General features: G+C 54.6%; 17 protein-coding genes and 1 other RNA gene. 6 read left to right on the top strand and 12 right to left on the bottom strand.

Annotated elements, in window-relative coordinates; all coding sequences use genetic code 11:
- The first annotated feature begins 4 nt into the window (after positions 1–4).
- Positions 5–1222, top strand: a complete 1218-nt coding sequence (locus LF929_RS16770; RefSeq protein WP_210175145.1) for a hypothetical protein — start codon at positions 5–7, stop codon at positions 1220–1222.
- Between the two features lie 114 nt (positions 1223–1336).
- Here the strand turns inward: LF929_RS16770 and LF929_RS16765 are convergent, their stop codons facing one another.
- From LF929_RS16765 to smpB, 8 genes are all read right to left on the bottom strand, one after another.
- Entirely contained in the window at positions 1337–1465 is a 129-nt protein-coding gene (locus tag LF929_RS16765) for an inovirus-type Gp2 protein (RefSeq protein ID WP_246753692.1), read from the bottom strand.
- Between the two features lie 294 nt (positions 1466–1759).
- On the bottom strand, positions 1760–2173 hold the full coding sequence (locus tag LF929_RS16760; protein ID WP_210175144.1) for a hypothetical protein: 414 nt from the start codon (positions 2171–2173) through the stop codon (positions 1760–1762).
- Positions 2174–2177: 4 nt separating this feature from the next.
- Positions 2178–6548, bottom strand: a complete 4371-nt coding sequence (locus tag LF929_RS16755; protein ID WP_368678950.1) for an RHS repeat-associated core domain-containing protein — start codon at positions 6546–6548, stop codon at positions 2178–2180.
- Between the two features lie 11 nt (positions 6549–6559).
- Positions 6560–6967: a DUF1795 domain-containing protein gene (locus LF929_RS16750; protein ID WP_368678949.1), complete on the bottom strand. Its 408-nt coding sequence runs from the start codon at positions 6965–6967 to the stop codon at positions 6560–6562.
- A 13-nt stretch (positions 6968–6980) separates the two neighbouring features.
- Positions 6981–8834 carry a type VI secretion system tip protein TssI/VgrG gene (gene tssI / locus LF929_RS16745; RefSeq protein WP_368678948.1) on the bottom strand — a complete coding sequence of 618 codons (1854 nt, stop codon included), beginning with the start codon at positions 8832–8834 and terminating at the stop codon, positions 6981–6983.
- Positions 8835–8946: 112 nt separating this feature from the next.
- Positions 8947–9465: an Hcp family type VI secretion system effector gene (locus tag LF929_RS16740; RefSeq protein ID WP_038904890.1), complete on the bottom strand. Its 519-nt coding sequence runs from the start codon at positions 9463–9465 to the stop codon at positions 8947–8949.
- Positions 9466–10244: 779 nt separating this feature from the next.
- Positions 10245–10608, bottom strand: a transfer-messenger RNA (tmRNA) gene (ssrA, locus tag LF929_RS16735).
- 50 nt (positions 10609–10658) lie between these two features.
- Positions 10659–11141, bottom strand: coding sequence for an SsrA-binding protein SmpB (gene smpB / locus LF929_RS16730; protein WP_016942314.1), 483 nt, complete (start codon positions 11139–11141; stop codon positions 10659–10661).
- Between the two features lie 155 nt (positions 11142–11296).
- On the opposite strand from smpB, the gene LF929_RS16725 reads away from it, so the two are divergent.
- Together LF929_RS16725 and LF929_RS16720 are read left to right on the top strand one after the other, a co-directional pair.
- Positions 11297–11731 (top strand): type II toxin-antitoxin system RatA family toxin, encoded by a 435-nt coding sequence (locus LF929_RS16725; protein ID WP_016942313.1) that lies wholly within the window; start codon positions 11297–11299, stop codon positions 11729–11731.
- Entirely contained in the window at positions 11724–12017 is a 294-nt protein-coding gene (locus LF929_RS16720; protein ID WP_016942312.1) for an RnfH family protein, read from the top strand. Before LF929_RS16725 ends, LF929_RS16720 begins: the two co-directional genes overlap by 8 nt.
- Before the next feature lie 72 nt (positions 12018–12089).
- On the opposite strand, the gene bamE is transcribed toward LF929_RS16720, so the two are convergent.
- From bamE to nadK, 3 genes are all read right to left on the bottom strand, one after another.
- On the bottom strand, positions 12090–12434 hold the full coding sequence (gene bamE / locus LF929_RS16715) for an outer membrane protein assembly factor BamE (RefSeq protein ID WP_012883505.1): 345 nt from the start codon (positions 12432–12434) through the stop codon (positions 12090–12092).
- Between the two features lie 111 nt (positions 12435–12545).
- Positions 12546–14207: a DNA repair protein RecN gene (gene recN / locus LF929_RS16710; protein ID WP_210175275.1), complete on the bottom strand. Its 1662-nt coding sequence runs from the start codon at positions 14205–14207 to the stop codon at positions 12546–12548.
- Between the two features lie 83 nt (positions 14208–14290).
- Positions 14291–15169: an NAD(+) kinase gene (gene nadK, locus LF929_RS16705; RefSeq protein WP_012883507.1), complete on the bottom strand. Its 879-nt coding sequence runs from the start codon at positions 15167–15169 to the stop codon at positions 14291–14293.
- Positions 15170–15319: 150 nt separating this feature from the next.
- Between nadK and grpE the strand changes: the two genes are divergently transcribed.
- The 3 genes from grpE to nudK all read left to right on the top strand — a co-directional run bounded on the left by grpE (position 15320) and on the right by nudK (position 18216).
- Positions 15320–15907, top strand: coding sequence for a nucleotide exchange factor GrpE (grpE, locus tag LF929_RS16700; protein ID WP_038907138.1), 588 nt, complete (start codon positions 15320–15322; stop codon positions 15905–15907).
- A gap of 325 nt (positions 15908–16232) precedes the next feature.
- A complete protein-coding gene (locus LF929_RS16695) occupies positions 16233–17468 on the top strand; it encodes an Nramp family divalent metal transporter (protein ID WP_210175274.1) in 1236 nt (411 codons plus the stop codon).
- Between the two features lie 163 nt (positions 17469–17631).
- Positions 17632–18216 carry a GDP-mannose pyrophosphatase NudK gene (gene nudK / locus LF929_RS16690; protein WP_210175273.1) on the top strand — a complete coding sequence of 195 codons (585 nt, stop codon included), beginning with the start codon at positions 17632–17634 and terminating at the stop codon, positions 18214–18216.
- Positions 18217–18285: 69 nt separating this feature from the next.
- Here the strand turns inward: nudK and tal are convergent, their stop codons facing one another.
- Positions 18286–19236 carry a transaldolase gene (gene tal, locus LF929_RS16685; RefSeq protein ID WP_210175272.1) on the bottom strand — a complete coding sequence of 317 codons (951 nt, stop codon included), beginning with the start codon at positions 19234–19236 and terminating at the stop codon, positions 18286–18288.
- Positions 19237–19450 lie beyond the last annotated feature (214 nt).

Raw genomic sequence — 19450 nt, 5'->3', positions numbered from 1 at the left:
TATAATGGATTGGGAAACATTTAAACTCTCTCTTGCACAGCGAGATCTTACGGGTCTGGATTCAGAATTTACTTTTTCAACAAAGCGTTTGGTTTCTCTTTTTAAAGCGGATGGAGCCCATCTTAATAAATGGTGGGTTATGACCCCAGTAGAGTGGGTTTGTCCCTGCTGTAGAAGGAAAAAATCAGAAATCGTAAGGCTAAATAAAAATAATTTTTTAAGCTGCCAACTACATGAACATCATGATCATATGAAAGAGGTCGTAAAGTCTCTTTTCGAGGAATTTTCGACAAAGAAGAAAGTTATCGTTGCAGATGCTCTTTCTGAACGATTTGCCATAAAGACAGCATTTTCATTATCAGCCTATGACAATACGGTTATATGTTCTGATTGCAACAAAGCCGATGCTGATGCCAAACGCTTAGTTAAATGTCATAAGTTTTTTTCATTTTCACCGAAGGAGATTTCGGAGTTCATTTATGTTACGAGTAATCGCGAGCATCAGATAAATATTGAAGCTGCGAAAAAAGTTTGGGCAAGAGCAGAGCCTGTATTTAAAATTCGCTTGGATCTGGCTGAAAAATTTGCAATTATCGCAGCCGAAAAGCAGGACTGGTATCAACCCTCAGAGAAAACGGCTAAACAGATAGAAACGTCAGCTAAGTATTTCTTTAGAATTAACGGGCTGTTAGAGTTTGACCAGTATTGGCCTGAAAGTTTGTTGTATAACACTGAAGTTTTCAAGGGGGCAGTCAACTCTTGGAGAATGAAAATTAATCCTATTGCTAAAAACAAACCAACTTCAAATGAAGTGGCTCATCTATCGTCTACCAGAGGAAAGTACTGGAATAGATACGATGAGATTTGGATGTGCCCTTGCTGTAAACGAGTAAAGTACCAGTGCGTCAGAGCATCCAAAAAGAATCCGTGGGTGCTGGAAATAAAGAAAGTACCTTTATTTAATCCAGATAAAAACAATATAGACTATGAGGATATGGCAATGTGCGCAGACTGTGTCGATACAGCGATAAATTTAGGTCGTGAAGTTTTAAGTATGGCTAATTTAAATTCAATCTTTCCAAGTTCAGTTATTACTCTGGAGGAGTTGACGTCTGTGATAATTCCACGTCCACACTCTATGCATGCTTTTAAAAATAGTTTAATAGATAAAATTTTGCCATTAATTATCAATAGATATACTGATTTTATTAAGAATGGTTAAGATAAATTTAAACATGATTCTAACAACATAAGTGTAAGCTGGGAGAGTAATTTAAGGGTGTTCCTCCTAAATAAAAGCAAGGCCTTCCCACGTTGAGATGGCCAATTCAAACTATTATTTCCGGCTACAGCCGAAGTTCCTTTCACCATTTTCGTAAATTTTGCTTTCAAGCTTGGTCAGGTAATCCAAACGAACAAACAGCATGCCATAGTTATAGATATAATCAGGTGATTGAGTATCCAGAACATATTTGCAGGTCTCGGAAAAATGGACCAGTGCTCTTACCCAGCAATAGTGGACACGTGACTAAGTGAGTAAACTCTAAACCAGAGGTGATTACTCATGAAAAAACCAGTATCAACCAATAAAAGGCCCCGTAAACAGCATGCGCCAGAATTTCGTGAGGAAGCCCTGAAAAAAGCTGTACATATTTGGTGTCGCTGTTGCTGTAAATAATCTCAACTGAATAATAGAAATATAAATGCTTCCAGATTTTATTGTTAGATTTTTACCACCTCCATAAGAGGTGGTGGCTGTTTATGCTTTTTCTATAATTGCATTGGATATGTTGAAATTATTCAGAATATTCATTATACGCTTAGACACGGCTAATCGTTGGTCGTCTGATAAAAAGATATCTTTACCACTACTAAATTTCATCCAATAAAAATTAGGTAGTTCTTTCCCCGGGTAGAGTTCAATGAATTCATCAGACTGTGTCACATTGATTTTTTCAAAAAAAACACACTCTTGAGTTATATCTTTCAATTCATTGAATAAACGCTCTGATACAATAAAGCATGGGTAACATTCAAGTAGATCATCGCCAAGCCACCCCGAAAAGCAAAGCTCCAATTTTTTCACCAAAGGAGGGTGAACACTGGTATCCATATCTGTCCCATCACCGAGCTCGCCAGCGACTTCAGGTTCAATGTAATAAATTTCTGACATAAATTTACCTTATCGATGGATTAAAGAGGTTACCGAGCATATTATCTATCTCTGTAGCCTTGTTTAATAAGTCTTCACGACTGGGAGAAGCATTCGCTTTATAAAATCTATTCCACTCCATCCTAATTTTACTTAAATGAACGTCAGAGTTAATTTCCTTAGGAATCCCCCTTAAATTAGGCAATGAGTGCATTTCAGATGTACTAAATAGTCCAGGGTAACGCTTTAACACCTGCTGCTCCACTGCATGATGGACAATGACCTTTCCTTGCAAAGTTGGATGTGCAGCAAAAAAGGTTCCTTTATAATCATTGCTTAGAGAAGAACCAACTCTGGCTTTACTTGGAAACTTTGAGGCGGCTCTCGCAGCTTTGCTAGACGCAATATTATCCAGAACTCGTTGCCTGATTACCGGACAACCTGCCAGCCCCAAAGAGTCAACCCACGTATTAGGATTCGGCACATACCCGTAGCTGCTTTCTCCACCCGCTATCCCTATCGGGTCTGGCGAGACATAACACCCACCGGCCGGGTCGTAGTACCGAAAGCGGTTATAGCACAGCCCGCTTTCGCTGTCACGGAGCTGCCCGGCGAAGGCCAGGCCGGGGTCCGGACTTTCCGATTTTTCTGCCTGACGCTGGCCCCACAGCGTGGCTTTCGGGGCCTGCCAGCGCAGGGTGCCGTCCGGCGTGAACAGCGCCTGCGGGGTACCGTTCTGGCTGCTGGTGACAAAATCCGTTTCCCAGTCGCCGCCGGTGTGCTGGCGCTGCTGGACCACCAGCTCCCAGCCGTTGTAGACCCAGTGGCGGCGGGCTACCAACTGGCCGTGGCGGTAGTGGCGGATTTCCGCTATCTGGTCGCCATCCCACTGGTAGCGAATTTCTTCGGCTTTCTGGTCGCAGCGTTTGCCCACCCGGCGGCCGAACGGGTCGTAACGGTACAGCCAGCGCTCGCCGCTCGGGGTATCCACCACCCGCAGCTGGTTGCGACTGTCCCAGCGGTACTGCCACACCTGCGGGCGGTAGCCCGGCTGCACCACCTGTTTACGGATAAGCCGCCCGGCCCTGTCGTACTGGTAATGGGTGTCATCGTGCTGAACCAGTCGGCCAGACTGCCACTCGGTAAGCCGCCCCGCCTCCTGCGGCAGACCGGTGCGGGTGTAGTGGAAGCGGGCGAGGGTGTCCACCGGTTTGCCCGCACCGCCGCTCAGCACTGCCTGCACCCGGCCGGTGGCGTCCAGACGATAACCTTCGGCGTCGCGGTTGTGACGCACCCCGGTCAGGTTACCGGCACCGTCGTAGCGGTATTCCCGCGTCTGTGCTGCCAGCAGGTGGCCGTCGTGCTGTGCGCCGCTCATCTCCCGCGTCAGCCAGCCCATCACGTCGTATTCCCGCTGCTGGACAAAGCCGCTGCCGCCGCGACGGTGTGACTCGCGGCCCGCTGCATCCTGGGTCAGGGTCAGGTCGGCACCGTCCGGCAACTGCACCTGCCGCAGCTCGCCGGTGCGGGTGTAATGGAACAGACTGGTGAGCGGCGCGAGGGTGCCGGTGGTGTCCCCGGCGTCGCCGTCCCAGGTCAGGGTGCGGGTGACGGTGCGGGCCGCGTCATCGTACTGGCGGGTGAGCAGCGTGCCGTTGTGCCATTCACGCACCACCCGGTCGCGCAGGTCGTAGTCCAGTTGCACATGGGCGGTGGCTGACGAGACCTCGGTCAGGCGGCCCACCGCATCGTACCGGTAGTGCAGGGTGTCGTCCGGCGCGGTTTCACGCAACAGCAGGCCGCGGGCGTCGTAGAGGAAGTGGCGGGTGTCGCCTTCGCCGTTGCGCACGCTGATGCACAGGCCGTCCTCGTCGTAGCCGTAGTGGGTCTCGGTGCCGGTCATGTCACGCTCGCGGATGACCCGCCCGTCGGCATCCAGCCACCACTGCCAGCGGCTGCCGTCCGGGGCAATAACCGTTGTCAGTTGCTGGCTCTCTTTATCGTACGCGTAGTGCCAGGTGCGGCCTTCGGCGTCGGTGCGTGCGGTCAGCAGGTCGAACGGCCCGAAGCTCTGACGCCACAACGCGCCGTTACCGTCCACGTAGCTCAGCAGGTTGTTATGGCGGTCGTACTGGCGCTGCTCTTCCTTGTCATCCGGGCGTATCAGCTGCTCCGGCAGCGTCCAGCTGGCCCGGCGGTAACCGAGCCGGAAACGGGCACCGTCCGCCCGTTGCCACTGCACCACCCGGTCCTGCCCGTCGTAGCGTAACTGCTGGGTACGGCTCTCGGCGTCAGTGGCACTCAGCAGCCGCTGGCGGTGGTCGTACTGTAACCGGGCCTGCACCTCACCGGCGGCGTCGCTGACCTGGGTCAGCAGGCCGTAGCGGTTCCAGGTGAATCGCACTTCACTGGCGTCCGGCCCGGTGAGCCGCTCCGGGTTGCCTTCGGCGTCATACGCCCAGCCCCACTCGCGTCCCAGCGGGTCGGTGACGCCGCACAGCCGCAACGCGTCGTCATAATCGTACTGCCACTGATGGCCGCTGGCGTCGGTAAAGGTGCTGACCCGCCCGGTATCGTCCAGATAGCCGAATTCGACCACCCGCCCGGCGGGCGAGATTTCCCGCAGCAGGTTGCCAACCTCGTCGTAGTCGTAGCGGGTGACGTGACCGAGCGGGGATGTTTCCCAGCTCATCAGGTGCAGGTCGTTAAAACCAAATTCGCTGCGCTGGCCGAGGCCGTCGGTCATTACCACCCGGTCGGGCAGGTAGTCGAAGCGGGCGGTCAGAAAACCGTCGGCGCAGGTGGTGTAGACGCAGCGCCCCTGTGCGTCGTATTCGTAGCGCGCCCAGGTCTGGTCGTTATCGTGCCAGCGGGTCAGCCGATGGGCCGCGTCGTACTCGTAGTAGAGGTGATAGGCGTGGGTGGCGTCCGCTTCCACCAGTCGGCCCTGTTCGTCCTGGCGGTACACGGCCAGCAACGTTTTCTGGCCGCCATCGATGCGTTGTATCTGGTGCAGGAATTCGCCCCGCCACACCAGCAGCAGGGTGACGCCGTCGCTGTGGCGCACCTGGCGCAGGTAGCCTTTCGGGTCGCGCACCAGCTCGATGCGGTTGTCGTGGGTATCGTGAATGGCCGACAGCAACCGGCGCTCGCCCTGCACCACGCTAAAGTCGCGCCAGGTCTGCTGGTCGCGGTGCCACAGGCTGAAACCCTCGCCCCGGCGGTGCAGGGTAAATTCAGGGTAGTGCGGGCAGTACACCGCCTGTACGTCCTGATGGAAGGTAAAATCGATGTCGTAGCCCTGTGCCAGCGTGATGACCACGTGGGTGTTGAGGCCGTCGCGCGTTACCGTCGCCACCTCGCTCCAGCTGTCGTGCCAGCCGCGGCCCAGCAGCCCGACATGTACCGAGGCGGAGCGGTAGGTGCGTTCGAACACCAGCGGCAGCGTCTGGCCCAGCGCGATATCGGTACGGGATTCAATCACCTCGCCGCTGGCGATATAAACCGGGTCTTTGAGGAAACCGCGCACCGCTTCCGTGACACGCGACAATCCCTTGTTGTTGCGAAATCCCTCACTGGCACATTTAACGGCGCTTTTCAGTCCTTTTAGCGTTTTCAGCGCCCCGACACGCATCCCTTTTAGAACCCACATCGGCCCACGGGTGAACAGTTTCCCCAGCCCCTTGAACATGCCGCGGCTGGGTGGCACCAGAAACTCCACCGCAATCAGCAGCGCTCGTTGCAGCGCGGTAAACTCTTCGGCAATCTCCAGATAGGTGCCCTGCCCGGAGCCGAAAAATACCGTCGAGGCGCCTTCCTTGATAGTGGCGCCACAGACGGTTTTATCGTCGATACGGGCGGCCGGTGCGTCATTCACAAATACCGACTCGCTGCCCTGGGCAATCAGTTGCGGACTGTTGTGCTTGGTGCAGGCGACGGTATCTTTCGTGGCGCGGGCCACCGGCTGCTTTTCGACAAACACGTTACCCGAGCCGGACGCCACCGGCCCGAAGGCCGGTGATGCACTGTCCACCATCGCCGACACCTTGCTGGACACCGCGTCTATCAGCCCACCCAGCAGGCTGACCGCACCAAATCCGGCGGCCAGTTTTACCGCCCCCACCACCAGCGCCGCACCCATCCCGCCAGTCCCCACCACGGCGACGGCGATAGCGCCCGCCACGGCCGCGGCGGCGGTAAATACGGCGGCCGCCACCAGCGCCCCGGCCACGGCACCGGCCAGTGCACCCAGGAAACTCTTGTGTTTGATGGTCTTGCCCGGCGACGTTGGCGGTTTACCCTGACAGGGTTGTGGCCGGTCGGCGGGCGGGTTGGGACGGTTTCCGGCATGCATGGCCCCCACCCGGGCCACCCGGCTCAGAATATCGTTGAGCATCGTGACTCCCTTCAGGACGCGGCTTTAAATGTCTCGATGACCGCCAGCAACGCGGTTTTTTGTTCGTCCTGCAGTTCACCGGCGGCGGTAACGGTAAAGGTCAGCAGCAGCTCGCCGCGTACCTGCATCACCACCACCTGATGCATCGGACCTTCCGGCGAGCGCCAGGTATATTCCAGCCCGCGTGCGGGTTGACCATCCAGCACCAGTTCCCAGGCGGCACGCTCCTGATAGCCCTTCAGGTGGGCGGAAAACTGTGACAGCGTCTGTTCATAGACGGTGTCCGGCGACAGGCCGAATTCAATCGGTGTGCGGTTGACCACCAGATTGGCGGTATCGCCCGGCAGCACAAACACGTGCAGCGACTCGTCGCGCCAGCCCGTCGGAATAGCCAGGGTGCCTTCGTTCATCTGATACATGCGTGCTGCTCCCTCAGTTCAAATCGATACGGGTGCCGTTCAGCACCAGTCCTTTACCGGTAATGGAAATGTTGCCTTCGCTGTCAATGGCGATGAAGCCACCCGCGGTGGCAATCAGGATGTCGCCGCTCTGGGACTGGATGGCGATATTTTTTTTCACCTGCAGCGACTCGTTGTCGTCAACGGTGGTGTTACGGTTTTTGGTGACGGCGACGGTCTGCTCGCCCTGAATTTCGGTGACCTGATTTTCCTTCACCGACACCGTCTGGTTGTGCTGCACCATCACGGTCTGGTCGCCGCCGACATTCTCGGTATGACTGGCATTCACCGCCGTGCTGCGGTTATTCAGCACCACGGTGTTCATGTCCTTCTGGGCGTGGATAAACACCTCTTCCTGCCCTGCCTGGTCTTCAAAGCGCAGTTCGTTGAATCCGGCCCCTTTATGGGTACTGGTGCGCAGCGAGGTGCGGGTTTTGTTGGCCGGAAGCGGATACGGCGAGGGGTTGGTGGCGTGAAAGGTGCGGCCGGTGATAATCGGCTGGTCCGGGTCGCCTTCCAGAAAGCTCACCACCACCTCGTGGCCGATGCGCGGAATGGCAATCAGGCCGTACTGGCCACCGGCCCAGCCCTGGCTGACCCTCACCCAGCAGGAGCTCTGGTCGTCGCTGGCACCGTAGCGGTCCCACGGGAACTGCAGCTTCACCCGGCCAAACTCGTCACAGTAAATTTCTTCGCCCGCCGGACCCACCACGGTGGCAATCTGCGGGCCGTCCACCATCGGCTTGTACGGCATGGCCGCCCGCCAGGTGGTGGTGGCTTTCACCACCTCGAAACTGTTGCTGAGGGTGGTCGGCTCGCCGCCGCTCTCTTCCTCCAGCGCCTGCGGCTGCTGGCCGCTGTGGGTCACCGCCACCACCTGCCAGGCCAGGTTGAATGCCGGGTTCGGGTGCTCGGTCAGGGTAAAGGTGCCACCCGGCCTCAGTTCGGCGGCATTCGACTCGCCCACACCGGTTATCGCATCCGCACGCAGCGCATCCAGCCGGTAGCCGGTAAACGCCTTGCCGCTCGGGTCCTGCTTGAAGCGGCCGGGGTAATCAAAGTGCTGGTAGGATTCGCGCTGATGGTCCAGCTCGCTGCTCATCCTGTTGTGCAGCAGCCCGTAGGCAGGGGTCTTGAAGCTGTAATCCTTCAGCGCCACCTCAGCGGTGCTCACCGCCTCGGCATAACGGAAACGGCGCACATACGCCCCTTCGCTCAGCCCCTGTGTAGCGAGATTGAAGAACAGTTCCGGGCCTTTGCCGAGCGCACCGGCATCGTCAGCGAACACCACCCGGTGCTTGCCAGCCTCAAATTCGTGGTAGTAGAACATCCCTTCTTCTGCGGCCAGCCGGTGGATGAACGCCAGGTCGCTTTCGCGGTACTGCACGCAGTACTCGCGCACCGCGTGGTCGTGGCGCAGGGCGAAGGCATAATCGGTAATCCCGGCTTCTTCCAGCAGGGTACTGATGATGGTGTCCGGCTTCTGGGTCTGGAAGATGCGGGCGTTGGTACGCAGACCGAGCCGCCACAGCGCCGGGCGCACTTCTGCCTGATAGCGGGTGCGGCGAAAACCGGTATCGCCCTGGGCAAAGCGGCTGACGATACCGCTGACCCGGCGCTGCAGTTCGCCTTCGTACCACACCAGCAGCTCGCACGGCTGGTCCAGCACCGCGCCGAAATCGATGCCGGGCTGGCTGCTGGCCAGATTGAGCGACAGCGCAAACGGCTGGTTCAGCGCCTCGCTCAGTTCAAAATCCACCACCGCGAAGGTGGTGTCCGGCAACGCGCCGACCTTCACGGTAAACTGCAATCCGGTACTGTTGGCCACCTGGCTTTCTCCTTATTCCTTGTCTGCGTCCGCACTCAGCGATGACCCCTTTCATCGCTCAGGGCAGGCTGAAAACGACAACACCCGGACCGGAGTCCGGGTGACGGCGTGATTACGCTTCGATAGGCGCGCGCCAGTCGTCAGAGCCGGAGGTCCCGGCCACGGTGTGCTCCCAGTCCACCTTGCGGTAAGCCAGTGACACTTCAATCAGCTGGGTGTAGTCCTGCTTGGACGGGTCCTGGCAGTGCGGCATCTGGTTGTTGATGTCGACGATGGTGGCGTCGGTCAGGGTGGTGGTGAAGAAATGCTCCTGCTTGCCTTCGACAGAGGTGCGGAACCACTTCAGGGTCACGGTCGGCAGCATTTCGCCGGAGGCCAGCGCGTTATACAGCAGCGGCACGGCCTTGTTCAGGGCGACGGTAAACTTGAACGGCTTGTGCACGCGCTGACCGGCTGGCTGACCGGACTGCGGGTCGGTCGGTACGGTGACGATGTGTTTGAATTCCTGCACCAGCATCTCGTCTTCGTGGCCCTGCACGTAGATGTTGCCGACGGAGTCGGAGGTGAAGGCACCGGCGGTGATATTGCCCTGCGTTTTACCTTCGATGCTGATATAGCATGGAGTTGGCATAGTCTTGCTCCTTGTTGTTGAACGGTTAGTGTGACTTCACCGTTTACAAAGCAATGACTGTGCCAGTTTTTATTGTATTGTTTTTAAAGGGAAAAATAATATCGCCATTTTCCCTAAGTCAAATTTGAGCAAAAAGTTGCGCAGACCTCCCGAAAAAACGGCATCCATTGCGCAAACAGGGATTTATGCTGGAAAGTGAGCAAGAAGTTGCGCAGATTTTGCATTTATTCTGTTTGTGGTTGTTTTGTGAGCATCTGACGCCTGTTTTTATGTGACAACTATCACATAATGTGTTCTGTGCGATCGCTGGAGTCTGGCAGAGGAATGTGCGTCAGGAAGCGCGATAAACAGGAAACAAGTACATCTACTTCACTCTATTCGCGGTTGTCTGGTTTTGGTGAAGCTTTGCTGTTGAGGAAAGGCGTTCAGATCCGCCATCCGCACTATTGAGATAATACCGAGAGAGGAACATCAGGATTCCAGCGTGTTTGCAGTACATTGTCACACGGTATATATCCTGCCAATCGATAGAGAAAGGTATTCCGGCATGGGAAAAAGCAGCACTCGATTCGGGTAAGGATAGCAGTGCAGGATTTCTTATTTCATTTTCTTACAAACAGAAAACCCCTGATTGCGACTCAGGGGTTGTCGGGATAGACGTGAAATGCACGTGCAGTTCACGTGCATAATCTAGTCCTTTTATAGTCCAGTCACTGTCAGGCCTGTGTCTTTAATTGGTTGTATTTAAAGATGTTGTCCTGCTGCTGTCCTATCAAATTTGGTGGAGCTGGGGGGAGTTGAACCCCCGTCCGAAATTCCTACACCGTCGGTACTACATGCTTAGTCTGGTCTTTACATTCGCTTGCCAGCTGCGGACAGACACGCCACTAACAAACTAGCCTGATTGGATTTAACGCTTCAACCCCAGGCAGGGCATCCACGCGATCTCTTTTAGGTTTGACCTCTCTTGATCCCCGTCCTAAGAGCGGAGGCTAGGGAGAGAGGGCTGTAAGCAGGTTATTAAGCTGCTACGGCGTAAGTTTCGTCGTTTGCGACTATTTTTTTGCGGCTTTTTACGAGGCCAACCGCCCCTCGGCATGCACCTTGGGTTTCGCGAATCCCGTCGAATCCAGAATCAGCCCCAAGATATTTCACTATTATAACAGAAAGATGGGTAGCGACGCTAGCAGCCGTTAACGGGCCGCGTTTTTCATGATGCGGGCTTTATCCAGCTTCCATTCGCGCTCTTTGATGTCGTCGCGCTTATCGTGCTCTTTCTTACCTTTGGCAACGCCAATCTTGACCTTGCACCAGGCGTTTTTCCAGTACAGTGACAGCGCGACTACCGTGTAGCCTTCGCGGTTGACGCGACCGTAGAGCGAATCCAGCTCGCGCTGGTTTAGCAGCAGCTTGCGGGTTCGGGTCGGGTCACACACCACATGGCTGGAAGCGCCGTGCAGCGGGGTGAAAGTGGCACCAAACAGGTAGGCTTCGCCATCACGCATCAGCACGTAGCTGTCGCTGATATTGGCTTTACCTGCGCGCAGTGATTTGACTTCCCATCCCTGAAGAGCCAGGCCCGCTTCAATCTCTTCTTCTATGAAGTATTCATGGCGGGCGCGCTTGTTAAGCGCAATGGTGGCAGAACCGGGTTTATGTGCTTTTTTCTTTGTCATAGTGCCGTCATTATACTGGTTGTCGTCGTGAATGAAATCCCCAGCCGGGATTCATCCCGTTCTTTATGAACAGGTGCGATGTTCCTCGCAGAATGGTTGTCTGGCTGCTCATCGGTGGTATGATTTTGCGCGTTTTATGAATCACGGAAAATTGTATGCCTAAAATCAGCCGGTCTGCGCTGGTCCCATTCAGTGCCGAGCAGATGTATAAATTAGTGAATGATGTCTCTTCTTACCCTGCCTTTCTGCCTGGGTGCACCGGTAGCCGCGTGCTGTCTTCTTCCGAAAGTGAAATGACGGCTGCGGTTGATGTGTCAAAAGCCGGCATCAGCAAGACATTTACCACCCGCAATACGCTTATCGACAATCAATGCATTTTGATGCAACTGGTGGATGGCCCGTTCCGTCAACTCAGTGGCGACTGGCGCTTTACGCCATTGAGTGATGATGCCTGTAAGGTGGAGCTGAATCTGGATTTTGAATTCAAGAATGCATTGATTGAGCTGGCATTTGGCAAAATTTTCAAAGAGCTGGCCAACAGTATGGTGCAGGCATTTACCCTGCGAGCCAAAGAGGTTTACTGTGCCTGAGATCCATGTTGAGGTGGTCTACGCCTTGCCGGAGCGTCAGTACTTGCGGCCGTTAACGCTGGAAGCGGGGAGTACCGCGGAACAGGCTATTCAGGCATCCGGTTTGCTGGCGTTGCGCCCGGATATCGATCTTAGCGTCAATAAAATCGGTATTTTTAGCCGCCCGGCGAAGCTAAGCGACGTGCTCAGTGATGGCGATCGAGTAGAGATCTACCGGCCATTGCTGGCTGACCCGAAAGAATTGCGCCGTCAGCGCGCAGAGCGTTCAAAAAATAAGGCACGGTAACGTGCCTTATTTTTTGTGCCGGTCAGCGAAGGACTACTTCCAATGAAGGGCTACTTCGCCAGACCTGCTCACTTACTGCGCCTGTAACGTGGGTTTGTTATCCACATTCGTCAGCACACCCTGACTGTTGAAGGTCAACGTCAGCGTTTGCTGTTTCACGGCTTCATGCCCTGGCTGCTGACGGAAGACGTAGTACCAGGTGTCTGATCCAAACGGATCCTGCAGCATTGGGGTGCCCAACGTATAGATGACCTGCTGTTTGGTCATTCCATTATGAATTTTGGCAACGTCAGCGGGGGCCAGATAGTTCCCCTGATTGATGTCAGGCCGATAGACGACACGCTCCAGTGTGGAACAACCAGCAGTCAACATAACAACAACCACCGCAGCGACGACAGTCAGCGTTTTACAGCGCATAGTGATTACATTCCTTAAGGGCATAGGTTGCAGATGATAATAGACCTTGCCTGACTTGAAAACCTGCAAGACGTCTGTAAGACCGCGGGAATTCGAAAAAGTTGATCCTCACTAGGCTGCAAGTAATTCTCTGGCGTTTGCCAGCGTGTTTTTGGTGACGGCCGAACCGCCGAGCAAACGCGCCAGTTCCTGCAGCCGTTCACGTTTACCCAGTGGCTGCATCAGGGTTTCTGTGGCTTCACCGTCGGTATGTTTGCTGACAAAGTAGTGGTGATGACCACAACCGGCCACTTGTGGAAGGTGGGTCACACACATGACTTGGGTTGATTGCCCAAGCTGGCGCAGCATTTTACCGACGATAGCCGCCGTCGGGCCGCTGATGCCCACATCCACTTCATCAAAAATAAGCGCCGGTGTATCCATTCTGCGGGCGGTGATCACCTGAATAATGAGTGCGATACGCGACAGTTCCCCGCCAGACGCCACTTTAGCCAGCGGCTGATGTGGCTGGCCGGGGTTGGTGGTGACACAGAACTCGATGTGATCAGCACCGGTGGCGGTCAGCGAATCTGGGGTGAAGGTGACGTTGATGGTGAAATGGCCGTGCGGCATAGCCAGTTCATGCATGTTGGTGGTGATCAATTGTGCCAGTTCACTGGCGTGCTGGCTGCGCCGGATGTGTAACTGCTCCGCCACATGCAGGGCCTGTTGATGGTACTCCTGCACGGCACGGTTCAGGGCGTCGTGGTCACTTTCTTGCTGTTCCAGCAGTTGTTGTTCCTGCAACAGCTGTTGGTGATACGCTGGCAATTCTTCCGGTGTGACGTGGTGTTTACGTGCCAGCGTTAACTGGCGCGACAAACGCTGTTCCAGTTCGTAGAGCCGGATAGGGTCCAGGTCCATGCGGTCACAATAATGGCGTAACTCATCGCTGGCTTCGCTAATTTGAATGCTGGCTTCTTCCAGCATGGAAAACACCCCGGAGAGCGTCTCATCCATGCTGATCAGTTCCGATAACTGATGTTTGGCGCTGTGCAACATGCCAAGTACGTTCAGCTCTTCACCTTCGCTGAGTATTTGCAGCGTCTGCTGACTGAGTGACATCAATTGCCCGCTGTTGGCAAGCCGCTTGTATTCGACATCGATCTGCTCGTATTCACCCGGTTGAGGGGCAAATTCATTGAGCTCCTTGAGCTGGTACTGCAACAATTCCCGGCGCGCTTCCCGCTCGATGGTGGCCTGCTGATGTTGCGCCAGTTCGCGACAGCTCTGGTGCCATTGCTGCCACATCTGGCGCATGGCACCAAGCAGTTGTGATTCATCGGCGTAGGCATCCAGCAGATGGCGTTGATGTTCCGGCTTGAGCAGCAGCTGGTGCGCGTGCTGGCCGTGGAGCTGAATCAGATGTTGGCCCAGTTCGCGTAACTGCGACAACGGCACCGCGGTACCATTGATAAAGGCGCGAGAGCGGCCGTCGGCACTAATGACGCGGCGCAACAGACATTCGTTGTTGTCATCAAGCTGATTGTGTTCCAGCCAGCGTAACGCGGCGGGGGTATCCGTCAGCGAGAAGCGGGCGCAGATGTCAGCGCGAGTGGCCCCAGGGCGCACCATGCTGGCATCAGAGCGGTTGCCGAGACACAGGCCGAGAGCATCAATAGCAATGGATTTTCCCGCCCCGGTTTCACCGGTAATGACGCTCATCCCTGCCTGAAAATCAATTTCCAGTTCGCGCACAATGGCGAAATTACTGATTGTGAGTTGCGCCAGCATGATAGTGTCCTGTATGTAACAACAACTGTTATTACATACAGTATAGACTGGTTTTTTGTACAGTAAAGAGGCAATCGCCACTTTCAGAATAATTTTTTGGACCAGCCGAGCTTGCTACTTAATGTGTTGAAATAGCTATAATTTTCTGGGTGGATCAAATTCAGGTGGTACTGGCTGCGCTGGATGAGGACCTCTTCACCTTCCTGAACTGGCAGCGCAATTTGGCTGTCGCAACTGATTTCCAGATCTTGGGTGATGTGGGAAAACTTCAGCCGAATGGCACTGCTGCTGTTGATCACCAACGGCCTTGCCGACAGGGTGTGTGGGAACATCGGCACCAGCGCTATCGCATCCAGTGATGGGGTCAGGATGGGGCCGCCGCCGGATAACGAATACGCTGTGGAGCCGGTGGGGGTTGAAATAATCAGGCCGTCGGAGCGCTGCGAGAAGGCGAACTTGTCGTCAATATAGACTTCAAATTCAATCATGTGTGCCACTTTGCCCGGGTGTAGCACCACTTCATTGATGGCGGTGCTACTGCTGTTGGGGTGATTTGCGCGGCACACCTGTGCTTCCAGCATGAAACGCTGTTCGCGGATGTAACGCCCGGCGAGCACCTCGCTGAGTTGCTGCTGGGTGTGGTCCGGGTCGAGGTCGGTGAGGAAACCGAGATTGCCACGGTTGACGCCAATGACGTTGATATCGTAGCGCGACAGCACCCGCGCTGCGCCCAGCATGTTGCCATCACCGCCGACCACCACTGCCAGATCAGCCTGCTGACCAATTTCCGACAGGCTGCCAGTAGCGGCCTCGGTTAACTGCAATTCGCGGGCGATCTGTTGTTCGAGCACGACCTTGTATCCTTGCGCACGTAACCAGTGATACAGCATTTCATGGGTGGTCAATGCATGTGGGTGACGTGGATGACCTACAATACCAATGCAGTTAAACGCTCTGTTCATTTGGGTGGTTTGTCCTCATAGGCGCACCGGCAGCTCACGGTTTTCGGACCGGTAATCAGACCAATATGTGAGTGGTTCCCTTGAAACCCCGGTTTTGATCCCCATAATAAGCGAACTAGCGAGATGAATGCGAAAAACGCGGAGAATTTCATGAGTAGTAAAGAACAGAAGTCGCCTGACGAGCAAGTCTTGGATCAAAAGGAAGCAGCGCAAGGTCAGCAAGCGGATGCCGTGCCAGAGACGACGGATGTCGCTGACCCGCGTGAAGAGCGTATTGCCGAACTGGAAGCGCAACTGAGCGAGCTTCAGCAGCGTGAACGTGAAACCGCATTACGCGCCCGTGCCGAGATGGAGAATGTCCGTCGTCGTGCCGAACTGGACGTGGAAAAAGCGCATAAATTCGCTCTGGAGAAGTTTGCCGGAGAAATGCTGCCAGTGATTGATAACCTGGAGCGTGCGCTGGAAATGGCGGATAAGTCGAACGAAGCGCTGTCCGGCATGATTGAAGGGGTTGAGCTGACGCTAAAAGCGATGCTTTCTGCGGTGAGCAAGTTCGGCATCGAGGTCGTGGCTGAGGTGAACGTGCCGTTTAATCCGGACGTACATCAGGCGATGACACTGCTCGAATCTGCCGAGCATCAACCAAACCATGTCATGATGGTGATGCAAAAAGGCTATACCCTGAACGGTCGTTTGTTGCGTCCGGCGATGGTCGCCGTGTCTAAAGCAAAAGAGTAACGTCTGTTCGTGCTCCGGGAAGCGGCTAACGGCGTCTTCCCGGGGTTTCTGTGTTACGGTTTCTTCCCTCATTTTCCTTCCCGCTGTTCTCCCCACTTTCCCCCGTGCCATGTTGTGAAACAAATTCGTTAGTCCGTTATTCATTGTTCGTTTTTGTGTTTATATTTTGTTAATCTTTATGTGTTAAAACCGGTGTTACTTGCCGGGTAGATGCATCATTATCATTACCTATCAGAGCAATCATTTCTTTCATTCTAAATGCACTTGATAATCATTATCAACTTTGCGACAGTAGCAAAACAATAGCATTAGAAGGGTTACTCATATGCCGGGGAGTCGTGTAGTGGAATCAGTCAGCCGAACGTCAAGAAAGCTCAAACTTTCGCTGATGGGGCCGGCCTTTATCGCGGCGATCGGTTATATCGATCCCGGTAATTTCGCCACCAATATTCAGGCGGGTGCTGCTTACGGGTACCAGCTGTTGTGGGTGGTGGTATGGGCTAACCTGATGGCGATGTTAATCCAGTTGCTTTCTGCCAAACTGGGGATCGCGACCGGCAAGAATCTGGCGGAGCATATTCGCGATCGTTTTCCTAAACCTGTGGTCTGGGCTTACTGGATACAAGCCGAGATCATCGCGATGGCGACGGATCTCGCCGAGTTTATCGGTGCGGCTATCGGCTTTAAGTTGCTGCTTGGCGTGTCGTTGCTGGAAGGCGCTATCCTGACCGGGATTGCCACCTTTCTGATTTTGATGTTGCAAAAACGTGGGCAGAAGCCGTTGGAGATGGTGATCGGCGGGTTACTGATGTTCGTCGCTGCGGCCTACATCGTTGAATTGATTTTCTCTCGTCCTGAACTGGCATCGCTGGCAAAAGGCATGGTGGTGCCAAGTTTGCCGAGTTCCGATGCGGTATTACTGGCGGCCGGTGTGCTGGGTGCTACCATCATGCCGCATGTTATCTATCTGCATTCGTCGCTGACGCAGCAGCAAAGTCACATCACCCGTGCTGAACGTTATTCCGCCACCAAGGTGGATGTCGCGGTGGCGATGACTATCGCCGGGTTTGTCAATCTGGCCATGATGGCGACAGCGGCGGCGGCGTTTCACTTTAGCGGTAACACCTCGATTGCAGAGCTGGATCAGGCGTATCTGACGCTCAAACCCCTGTTAGGGCAGGCAGCAGCAACCATTTTTGGTCTGAGTCTGGTGGTGGCTGGTCTGTCTTCTACCGTGGTGGGAACCCTGGCCGGTCAGGTGGTGATGCAAGGCTTTGTGCGTTTTCATATTCCATTGTGGGTTCGCCGTGTGGTGACCATGCTGCCGTCCTTTGTCGTGATTCTGTGCGGTATGGATCCGACCCGGGTGCTGGTATTAAGCCAGGTGCTGTTGAGCTTCGGTATTGCACTGGCGCTGATCCCACTGTTGGTGTTTACCGGTAACCGCGATTTGATGGGAAACCTGGTCAACAGTCGCCGGGTGCAGAATACGGGTAAAGTGATCGTGTGTATGGTGGTTGCGCTCAACCTGTATCTGGTTGTGGATACGTTGCTGGGATAATGCCCGCCGGTTCTTTATTGATTGCGTTTTCCATTGCGCCTCCGTGTGTCGGGGGCGTTTTGTTTTTGTGTGTCTGACTTTTTGCTTTCACCGGATGATCACGTGCAATTGGGTGATGCCCGGCCTATTATCTGAAGCTGATTTTTGATACCGAGATACCATTATGTCTGCGCCGATTACTATCGTTGAGAAGAAGCTGCTATCCGATCACTGGTTCGTTTTGCATAAATACGTATTTGATTTGAAGAGAAAAAACGGTGGTACGGTGCGTCAGATGCGGGAAGTGTACAACCGTGGTAATGGCGCAACGATTTTGCTGTATAACCGGGCTAAAGGCACAGTGGTGCTGACCCGTCAGTTCCGTATGCCGACCTATCTGAACGGTAATGAAAGCGGGATGTTGCTGGAGGCCTGCGCTGGCCTGCTGGACGATCAATCGCCGGAGCAGTGCATCCGTAATGAGGCTATCGAAGAAACCGGCTACCGGATTGGTCAGGTGGAAAAGCTGTTTGAAGCCTATATGTCGCCGGGTGGTGTCACTGAGCTGCTGCACTTCTTTGCGGCGGAATACGACGATACGCAAAAACGGACTTCCGGCGGTGGTGTGGAAGACGAAGATATCGAAGTGCTGGAGTTGCCATTCAGTGAAGCGATGGCGATGGTCAAAGATGGCCGTATTAAGGATGGCAAAACCATCATGTTGTTGCAGCACGCACAGATTAATGGCTGGTTCGCCAACGCTCGCTAACCGTAGGGAATGGAGCAATCTCGCTATCCGGGGCCGACAGGCCCCGTGTCGTTTGGTGATTCTGCGGGCTTATAGCTGGGCGGCGAGCAGATCTTCCAGTTTCTGCTGGTCTGCGGCAAACAGGCGAATACCCTCAGAGAGTTTTTCTACCGCCATAGGATCCTGATTGTGCTGCCAGCGGAATTCGGTTTCCGACAGTGGCGCTGGCTGATGGAAGCCTTCGGTTGACGGACTGAGTCGGCGTTCTACCGGTGCAGTGCTGTTTTTCAACTGTTCCAGCAACGCCGGGGCGATGGTCAGACGGTCGCATCCGGCCAATGCCAGGATTTGTTCCACCTTGCGGAAGCTGGCCCCCATCACGATAGTGCGGTAGCGGTGCTGTTTGTAGTACTCGTAAATACGTCGTACGGACAGTACGCCGGGGTCCTGTTCGGCGTTGTAGTCGGCAGAATGCTGTCGGGCCTGATACCAATCGTAAATACGGCCGACAAACGGCGAAATCAGATAGACACCCGCCTCGGCACACGCGCGAGCCTGAGCAAATGAGAACAGCAGCGTCAGGTTGCAGTTTATCCCTTCTTTTTCCAGCTCTTCGGCGGCGCAGATCCCTTCCCAGGTGGCGGCCAGCTTAATCAGAATACGCGAACGATGGATGTCCTTTTCCTCATACATCGCGATCAGTTTACGGGCTTTCGCCACACACATGCCGCGATCAAACGACAAGCGGGCATCGACTTCGGTGGAGACTCGCCCAGGAATGCTATTGAGAATTTCCGTCCCGATGTTGACCGCCAGGCGGTCGCTGGCGTTGATGAGTTGTGTCTCTTTCGTGCCGCCTTGCTGGCGGGCATACGCCAGTGCATCGGCAAAGAGTGATTGATACGCGGGCAGGCTGGCGGCTTTCAGAATGAGTGAGGGGTTAGTGGTAGCGTCCTGCGGTGAAAAGTGGCGAATCGATTCGATATCGCCGCTGTCTGCCACTACCACAGTGAATTGTTTCAATGCGTCTAGCTGGTTCATGGCTTAGCTCCCGGAAGATAAATGTGGCGGAATCACACTGCAGGATTCTGTGGTGGAATGACATGCGTTTTTTCTGATTGCGCAGCCATCGGCAGAGCTGACCCCGTCATGCCGTAACACTGGCTAAGCATAGCTAATCTGTACGCCATCTGCCGTCGGGTTGGATAAATTGAGGGGTAAGTGGCGTTTTTTCTGGCATGTTCTGCTTTTTTTG

This window comes from Dickeya oryzae, from assembly GCF_020406815.2.
Taxonomy (GTDB): domain Bacteria; phylum Pseudomonadota; class Gammaproteobacteria; order Enterobacterales; family Enterobacteriaceae; genus Dickeya; species Dickeya oryzae.
This window is presented reverse-complemented; position numbering and strand designations above follow the sequence as displayed.